This window comes from Curtobacterium flaccumfaciens (assembly GCF_051548005.1).
Taxonomy (GTDB): domain Bacteria; phylum Actinomycetota; class Actinomycetes; order Actinomycetales; family Microbacteriaceae; genus Curtobacterium.
Window position 1 is genome coordinate 1 of record NZ_JBPUGH010000160.1, and the last position, 7,396, is coordinate 7,396.

Consider the following 7,396-nt stretch of genomic DNA (forward strand, 5'->3'; position numbering starts at 1 on the left):
ACGCTCCGCACGCTCCGCGTCGCGCCGGTACCGGCGAGCAGGGGCCCAGTGCCCCGCGTCGGTTCGACCGTGATGCTCCCTCCTCGCACGGCCGTCACGACGCTCCGCACGCTCCGCGTCGCGCCGGTACCGGCGAGCAGGGGCCCAGTGCCCCGCGTCGCTTCGACCGTGACGACCGCGCGCCCCGACAGGACCGCGACGACCGTGCGCCCCGCCGTTCGTTCGACGATGACCGGCCCCGCCGCGAGCGCTTCGACCGTGACGACCGCGACCGTGCGCCCCGTCGTTTCGACGACCGTCCGCGCCGTTCGTTCGACGACGACCGCCCGCGCCGCGACCGCTCCGACCGCGACGACTCCCGCACCCCGTACGTGCCGGCCGACGACGTCAAGCTCGAGAAGCTCCAGGCCGAGGCGACCGTCGCGGCGGACGTCGAGGGTGTGAGCTTCGGCGACCTCGGCATCGGCGGCAACATCTCCCGCACCCTCGCCGAGATGGGCGCGTCGAGCCCGTTCCCGATCCAGGCCGCCACGATCCCCGACGTCCTCGCCGGCAAGGACGTGCTCGGCCGCGGCCGCACCGGCTCCGGCAAGACCATCGCGTTCGGTGCGCCCCTCGTCGAGAAGCTCATGGAGCACGGCGGCGGCACGAAGCGGAAGATGGGCCGCGCCCCGCGTGCGCTCATCCTCGCGCCGACGCGTGAGCTGGCCCTGCAGATCGACCGCACGGTGCAGCCGATCGCCCGCTCGGTCGGCCTCTTCACGACGCAGATCTACGGCGGCGTCCCGTACGGCCGTCAGGAGGGTGCGCTCGAGCGCGGCGTCGACATCATCGTCGGCACGCCCGGTCGCGTCCAGGACCTCATGAACAAGGGCAAGCTCGACCTCAGCGAGGTCATCGTGTCGGTGCTCGACGAGGCCGACCACATGTGCGACCTCGGGTTCCTCGAGCCGGTGCGCGAGATCCTCTCCGCGACCGCCGAGGTGACGCCGCAGGGCAACCGCGCGCAGAAGCTCCTGTTCAGTGCGACCCTCGACGCGCAGGTCGCCTCGCTCGTGTCGGAGTTCCTGCACGAGCCGAGCGTCCACGAGGTCGCGGGGGAGGACCAGGCGTCCTCGACGATCGACCACCGCGTGCTCGTGGTCGAGCAGCGCCAGAAGGACCAGCTCCTCGAGGAGCTCGTCGCAGGCTCCGGCAAGACGATCGTCTTCGCCCGGACCCGTGCGTACGCCGAGCGTCTGGCCGACCAGTTCGAGGACGCCGGGATCCGCGCGACCTCGCTCCACGGCGACCTCAACCAGTCGCGACGGACCCGCAACCTCGGGCTCCTGTCGAGCGGCCGGGTGAACGTGCTCGTCGCGACCGACGTCGCCGCCCGCGGCATCCACGTCGACGATGTCTCGCTCGTCGTGCAGGCGGACGCGCCGGACGACTACAAGGCGTACATGCACCGCTCCGGCCGCACCGGTCGCGCGGGCGCCGAGGGCACGGTCGTGACGATCGTGACCCGGAACCGCCGCCGCAAGATCGAGGGCATCCTCGACAACGCCGAGATCGAGGCCGACCTCGTGGACGCCGCACCCGGCGACCGCCTGGTCGCGGAGCTCGCGGCGCGCTGACGCGCGCGGGGCACTGGACGTGCCCGATGACGGACGGGAGGCCCGTGGCGACACCGCCACGGGCCTCCCGTCCGTTGCCGCTCCGGCGGCGACAGCCGCGTCAGTGGTTGAAGAAGAGCAGACCGCGGACGTAACCGGCCTGGCCGGCGTGCTGGACGCAGTCGTCGAGGATGCTGACCAGCCGGACCCCGGCGGTCACGGGCGGGTCCCACGCGTCGTCGACCACCGCGTCGAGGTCCTCCGGGGACAGCGTGGCGAGGTGCTCGACGGTCCTCGCCGTCACCGCGTCGAGGTAGCCGTTAAGCAACTCGGCGGACGCCCGCACGCGGCCGACGTCGTCGCGGGACATGCCGTAGCCGAGTGCCTCGGCCGGGAAGGGCAGGCCGAACCGGTCGACCCAGCCGTCCGCGGTCCAGACCTGCTCGGACCCGGCGAGGTCCGCGACCTGGGCGTCCTGCCCACGTGCGGCGTGCCAGGCGAGCCACGCCAGGGTGTTCGCGCCGGCGGCCGGACGGGCGGCGAGCTGGTCCTCGGAGAGTCCGTCGAGGGCGCGGCCGATCGTCTCCGGCACGCGGGAGAACGCTTCGGTGAGGAGTTCGGAGGGTGTCATGCCCGCGACGCTACGCGCGCGCGGCGAGGGCGGAACCGACCCGGTCGAACAGCTCCGCCAGCGCGACGCGGTCAGCGGGCGGGACGGACTCGGCGAAGATCGTGCGCCAGGGCCCGCCGATCTCCGCGGCGACGGCTGCTCCCGCCGGGGTCAGGTGCAGGAGGATGCTCCGGCGGTCGTCCGGGTTCGGCCGACGCTCGAGGTGGCCGCGCTGCTCGAGTCGGTCGATGAGCGACGTCATCGCGCCCGTGGACAGCTGGAGGAACGCACCGGCCTCCTTCGGCGTCATGCCCTCGCCGTCGGCTGCGGCGAGGTGGAAGACCAGGCGGGTGTCGGTCGGCCCGAGCCCGCGGGCTGCGCTCGCTCGCTCGAGGGCCTGGGTGTGCTGCGCCTGGAAGAGTCGGAACGCGTCGACGAGCCGGTCGAGATCGGCGTCCGGCGCTGCCGCGACGACGTCGGGCGAGGTGGGCGCCGGGGGCAGCGCGTCGGCCCGGCGGGCGGGGAGCACGGGGGTGGGGTCCGTCATCACGGTTCTCTCGGGTGGGGGGCGACGCGTCGGGCGCCGTACCGCTCATCATGCAGGTATCTCAATGATTGAACCATCCCCGGAACGGGGGGTATCCCTCGTCTTGTGAGACGCACGATGACCAAGTAGCTTGATGATCGTAACAACGCGACGGTCGCTCACCTCGACCGCCACACCACGGCACGCAGCGCGACCAACCACCGCGGGTCCGGGCCGACCACCGATCAGATCTCTTCTCCGCTGGAGCACACCCATGTCCCGTGTCACCCCTCGCGCTGCCCGTCTCGCCGCCTGGATCGCCGTCCCCGCCGCACTCGTCGCCTCGGGTGTCGTCGTCTCGACCGCCTCGTACTCGGCGTTCTCGGCCACCACCGTCAACCCGACGAGCAACTGGACCGCCGGCACCGTCGCGCTCACCGACGACGACAACAACACCGCACTCTTCACCGCGACCGGCCTCAAGCCCGGGTCGACGGGCACGAACTGCATCGCCGTGACCTCGACCGGATCGCTGCCCTCGACCGTGAAGCTCTACGGGACGAACGCGGCCACGACGAAGGCGCTCGCCGCGAACATCAACCTCACGGTCGAGCAGGGCACCGGCGGCGGGTTCGGCTCCTGCACGGGGTTCACCGTCGGGACCGGGGGCAACCTCTACTCCGGCACGGTCGACGGCTTCGGCTCCGCATCGACGAACTTCGCGAACGGGGTCGGGAACTGGGCGCCGACCGGCACGGCCTCGGAGACCCGCGTCTACCGCTTCACCTACTCGGTGCCGACCACGGCGCCGAACTCGATCCAGGGCGGCACCGCGGCGCTCGGCTTCACGTGGGAGGCCCAGAACAGCTGAGTCGTCCCGCACCCGTCGTCGCGCTCCCCGTCGGAGGTCCTCGTGGTCAGCATCGCCGTGCCCGGTGGCAGGACACCGCGCAGTGCGTTCCACGACGCCGTCGACTGGGGGCGCGTCGTCGTCGGGACACTCGCTCGCGGTGTCGTCGCCACCGTCCTGGGGCTCGCGCTCTGGGCCGCGGCGCCGGCGCTCATCGGGTGGCAGCCGACCACGGTCATGACCGGGTCGATGGAGCCCCGGCTCCTCCCCGGTGACGTCGTCGTCTCCCGCCCGGTCGCCGCCGACGAGGTGCGGCCCGGTCGGATCCTGCTCGCCGACGACCCCGACCAGCCGGGACACCTCCGGATGCACCGCTACCTCGAGGAGGGGCCGAGCGGCACGCTCGTCACCAAGGGCGACGCCAACCCGCAGGCCGACTCCACACCGCTCGGACCGGAGGCCGTCCACGGGGTGGCGTTCCTGCGGATCCCGTTCGTCGCCGCGCCGATCACCTGGCTCCGGTCCGGCGAGTGGGCACGGTTGGTCCTGCTCGGCCTCGGGTCCGGAGCCGTGCTCGCGCTGTGCGCCGTGGACGGGTCGCTCCGTCGCTTCGCGACGGCCGACGACGACCCGTCCGGTGAGTCGTCCGGCGACGGTCCCGATGACGGGGACGGCGACGGTCCGTCGCGACCGGGCGACGGCCTGGAGGCACGGGGCGGGCCCGCACCGTCCCTCCCGTCCGCTCGTGGTGCGACCGACACCCGCCGCTCGCTCCGTCGACGTGCTCGGCGGTCCCGGCGGGCGCGCCGGCTCGGTGGCGGGGCCGCCGTGGTCCTGCTGGCCGTCGGACTCGGGACCCTGCTGTCGCCCTCGGCGGTGGCGGCGCCGTTCGCGCGGTCGACCAGCACGGTCTCGACCTACTCCGCGCTCACCCTGCCGCTCGCCACCGGGGTCACGTGCGCACCGGTCGGTGACGGCACGGTGACCATCGCGTTCGCGTACTCCGGACCGATCGAAGCCACCACGTCGTTCTCGGTCATGAACGGCCAGACGGTCCTCGCGACCGGTCCCGCCGGCAGCACCGCACCGATCCGGGTCGTCGGCTCCGGCCTGCTCCCGCTCGGCGGGACGTACACCGCCACGGTCCGGGTGAACTACGTCGGCAACTGGACGTCGACGAGCACCGCGTCCGCCGTCGTCCAGCGTGCCCTCGTCGGGGGCGCCCTGAGCTGCGGCACCCCCTGAACCGCGTCGGTTCTCCACAGCGTCCGTGGGGTGCCGCGGGATGTCCGAGGGCGGCGCTACCGTGACCGCATGCGGATCCTGCACACCGGCGACTGGCACCTCGGCCGGACCCTCCTGGGCGCGGACCTGCTCGACCACCAGGCCGCGTTCCTCGACCACCTCGTCGACGTCGTGCGCGACCGGTCGGTCGACCTGGTCGTCGTCGCGGGCGACGTGTACGACCGGGCGATCCCGCCGGTCGAAGCGGTCCGCATGCTCTCCGGCGCGCTCGAACGGCTCGCCCAGCACGCGACGGTCGTGATCACCCCGGGCAACCACGACTCCGCGGCCCGACTCGGGTTCGGCGCCGGCGTCATGGCCTCCCGCGTCCGCATCCTCGCCGAACCCGCCGGCATCGCCACGCCCGTGCTCGTCGACGACCCGGACGGCACCGTCGCCGTCTACGGCATCCCCTACCTGCACCCCGACCTCACCCGGTGGGCCCTCGCCGCCGTGCCGGACGAACCCCTCGCGCGGTCGCACCAGGCGGTCGTCGGTGCCGCGGCCGACAGGGTCCGCGCCGACCTCCTGACCCGGACCGCCACGCGGAGCGTCGTCGTGGCGCACGCCTTCGTGGGCGGCGCCGAACCGAGCGACAGCGAGCAGGACATCCGCGTGGGCGGTGTCGACATGGTCGCGCGCTCGACGTTCGACGGGTTCGACTACGTCGCGCTCGGGCACCTGCACGGCCCGCAGCGGGTCGGCCACGGCGACCGGATCCGCTACGCCGGGTCACCGCTCGCGTTCTCCTTCGGGGAGCGGCACCAGGCGAAGTCCGTCACCCTGGTGGACCTCGCGGCGGACGGCAGCGTCACGGTCGAGCTGCTGCCCGCCCCCGTCCCGCGGCGGCTCGTCGACGTCCGGGCGACCATCGCGGACATCGAGTCCGGGGTGCACGCGTCCGACGCCGACGCCTGGGTCCGGGTGGCGGTCACCGACACGGTGCACCCCGAACGGATGTACCAGCGCGTCAAGGACCACCTGCCGCACGCGCTCGCCATCACGCACGAACCCACCGACGTCGCCGCGCGGCCGGCGGCACGCGCGGTCACGGCGACCTCCGACCCGGTCGAGGTCGCGGCCGACTTCGTCGCCTTCGCGACCGGTGCCGTGCCGGACGACGACGACCGCGCGGTCCTGACCGAGGCGTACGAGGCGGCCGCACGGGCCCTGCAGACCGAGGGGGACCGCTGATGTACCTGCACCGCCTGGAACTCCGCGCGATCGGGCCGTACCCGGACACCGTGACGATCGACTTCGCGGCGCTCGCCGCGTCGGGGGTGTTCCTGCTCGAGGGCCCGACGGGGTCCGGCAAGTCGACCATCATCGACGCCGTGGTCTTCGCCCTCTACGGCGGCCTCGCCGGTGCCGACGCGAGCAGCGACCGGCTGCACAGCCAGCACGCCGACCCGTCGGTCGAGCCGTACGTCGAGCTCGTCTTCGAGACCGGCGCCGGGGTGTTCCGTGTCCGGCGGACCCCGCAGTACGACCGCCCGAAGCAACGAGGGTCCGGGACGGTCAAGCAGCAGGCATCCGCACAACTCCTCCGGCTCGCCGCGCCGACCGACCCCGCGGGCGAACCCCTGTCCGCCCGCATCCCGGAGGTCGGGGCCGAGATCACCCGCATCGTCGGGCTCGACCGTGCGCAGTTCCTCCAGACGGTCGTGCTGCCGCAGGGGGAGTTCGCCCGGTTCCTCCGATCCCCGGGCGAAGACCGTCGGAAGCTCCTGCAGTCACTGTTCGGCACGCAGGTCTACGACCGCACCGCTGACGAGCTCGCCGCACGTCGTCGGGCCGTGCTCGCCGAGGTCGAGGGAGCGGACGCCCGGGTGCGCGACGCACTGGCCCGGTTCGCCCAGGCAGCGGGCGCCGACACCGCCACCGAATCGGACGTGCCGTCGACGGTCGACGCACTCCAGGAGGCAGCAGACCGCTCCGAGCGCACGCGGGCCGAGGCCGCCGCCGCTGCCCTGGCCACGGCCGAGCACGAGGCACTGCTGCGCGCCCGCCTGACCGCGGTGGACCGCCGTCGAGACCTCCTCGCGCGACTGGCCGAGCTCGACGCGGGTGCCGAGGAGCTCGCGGCCGCCAGAGCCCGTCTCGAGCGGTCGGCCCGTGCAGCCCGGGTGGTCTCCTTCGCCGACAGCCTCGACGCCGCGCGCGACCGCGCCGCAGCCGCTCGTGCCGACGCGGCCACCCTCCGCGAACGGCACGGCCTCGACCACGTGTCCGACGTCGAGGCACTCGACGAACGCCTCCGCACGGCGCTCGGACCGGAGCGCCACCTGGTCGACGTCGCGCGGCGGATCGAGTCGCGTACGGCCACCCTCGACGCAGCCCGCCGCGACCTGCTCGCGCTCGACGAACGCGTGGCCGAGCTCGACCGTGCGTTGGCGTCGCGACCCGACGGCCGGGCCGACCTCGCCGCCCGGGCAGCTGCGGCGGCGGTGACGGCCGCCGGCCGAGCGGCCGCCGAGCACGAGGTCGAACGTCTCGCGTCCGTCCGCCGCGACCGGACGGCGCTCGCC

The 7,396-nt window shown here is 73.7% G+C and carries 7 protein-coding genes; 5 read left to right on the plus strand and 2 right to left on the minus strand.

Annotated elements, in window-relative coordinates:
• Positions 1-1,619 (plus strand): DEAD/DEAH box helicase (locus tag ACSW7Y_RS14875; protein WP_438127019.1); only part of this gene is annotated, 1,619 nt, incomplete at its 5' end.
• A 100-nt stretch (positions 1,620-1,719) separates the two neighbouring features.
• Here the strand turns inward: ACSW7Y_RS14875 and ACSW7Y_RS14880 are convergent.
• Positions 1,720-2,229, minus strand: coding sequence for a mycothiol transferase (locus ACSW7Y_RS14880; RefSeq protein ID WP_438127020.1), 510 nt, complete (start codon positions 2,227-2,229; stop codon positions 1,720-1,722).
• 10 nt (positions 2,230-2,239) lie between these two features.
• Positions 2,240-2,755 carry a MarR family winged helix-turn-helix transcriptional regulator gene (locus tag ACSW7Y_RS14885; protein WP_438127021.1) on the minus strand — a complete coding sequence of 172 codons (516 nt, stop codon included), beginning with the start codon at positions 2,753-2,755 and terminating at the stop codon, positions 2,240-2,242.
• Between the two features lie 253 nt (positions 2,756-3,008).
• Here ACSW7Y_RS14885 and ACSW7Y_RS14890 point away from each other — a divergent pair, with 253 nt between their 5' ends.
• The 4 genes from ACSW7Y_RS14890 to ACSW7Y_RS14905 form a co-directional block, all read left to right on the plus strand.
• Entirely contained in the window at positions 3,009-3,605 is a 597-nt protein-coding gene (locus ACSW7Y_RS14890) for a hypothetical protein (RefSeq protein WP_438127022.1), read from the plus strand.
• 42 nt (positions 3,606-3,647) lie between these two features.
• On the plus strand, positions 3,648-4,829 hold the full coding sequence (locus tag ACSW7Y_RS14895; protein ID WP_438127023.1) for a S24/S26 family peptidase: 1,182 nt from the start codon (positions 3,648-3,650) through the stop codon (positions 4,827-4,829).
• A 69-nt stretch (positions 4,830-4,898) separates the two neighbouring features.
• Positions 4,899-6,062 (plus strand): metallophosphoesterase family protein, encoded by a 1,164-nt coding sequence (locus ACSW7Y_RS14900; RefSeq protein WP_438127024.1) that lies wholly within the window; start codon positions 4,899-4,901, stop codon positions 6,060-6,062.
• Positions 6,062-7,396: AAA family ATPase (locus tag ACSW7Y_RS14905; RefSeq protein ID WP_438127025.1), on the plus strand; the 1,335-nt coding region annotated here is incomplete at its 3' end. The genes ACSW7Y_RS14900 and ACSW7Y_RS14905, both read left to right, overlap by 1 nt.

Bases quoted from the DNA above. Each gene is read 5' to 3' on its own strand.
- ACSW7Y_RS14880 (WP_438127020.1), bottom strand. From the start codon at position 2,229: ATGACACCCTCCGAACTCCTCACCGAAGCGTTCTCCCGCGTGCCGGAG.
- ACSW7Y_RS14885 (WP_438127021.1), bottom strand. From the start codon at position 2,755: ATGACGGACCCCACCCCCGTGCTCCCCGCCCGCCGGGCCGACGCGCTG.
- ACSW7Y_RS14890 (WP_438127022.1), top strand. From the start codon at position 3,009: ATGTCCCGTGTCACCCCTCGCGCTGCCCGTCTCGCCGCCTGGATCGCC.
- ACSW7Y_RS14900 (WP_438127024.1), top strand. From the start codon at position 4,899: ATGCGGATCCTGCACACCGGCGACTGGCACCTCGGCCGGACCCTCCTG.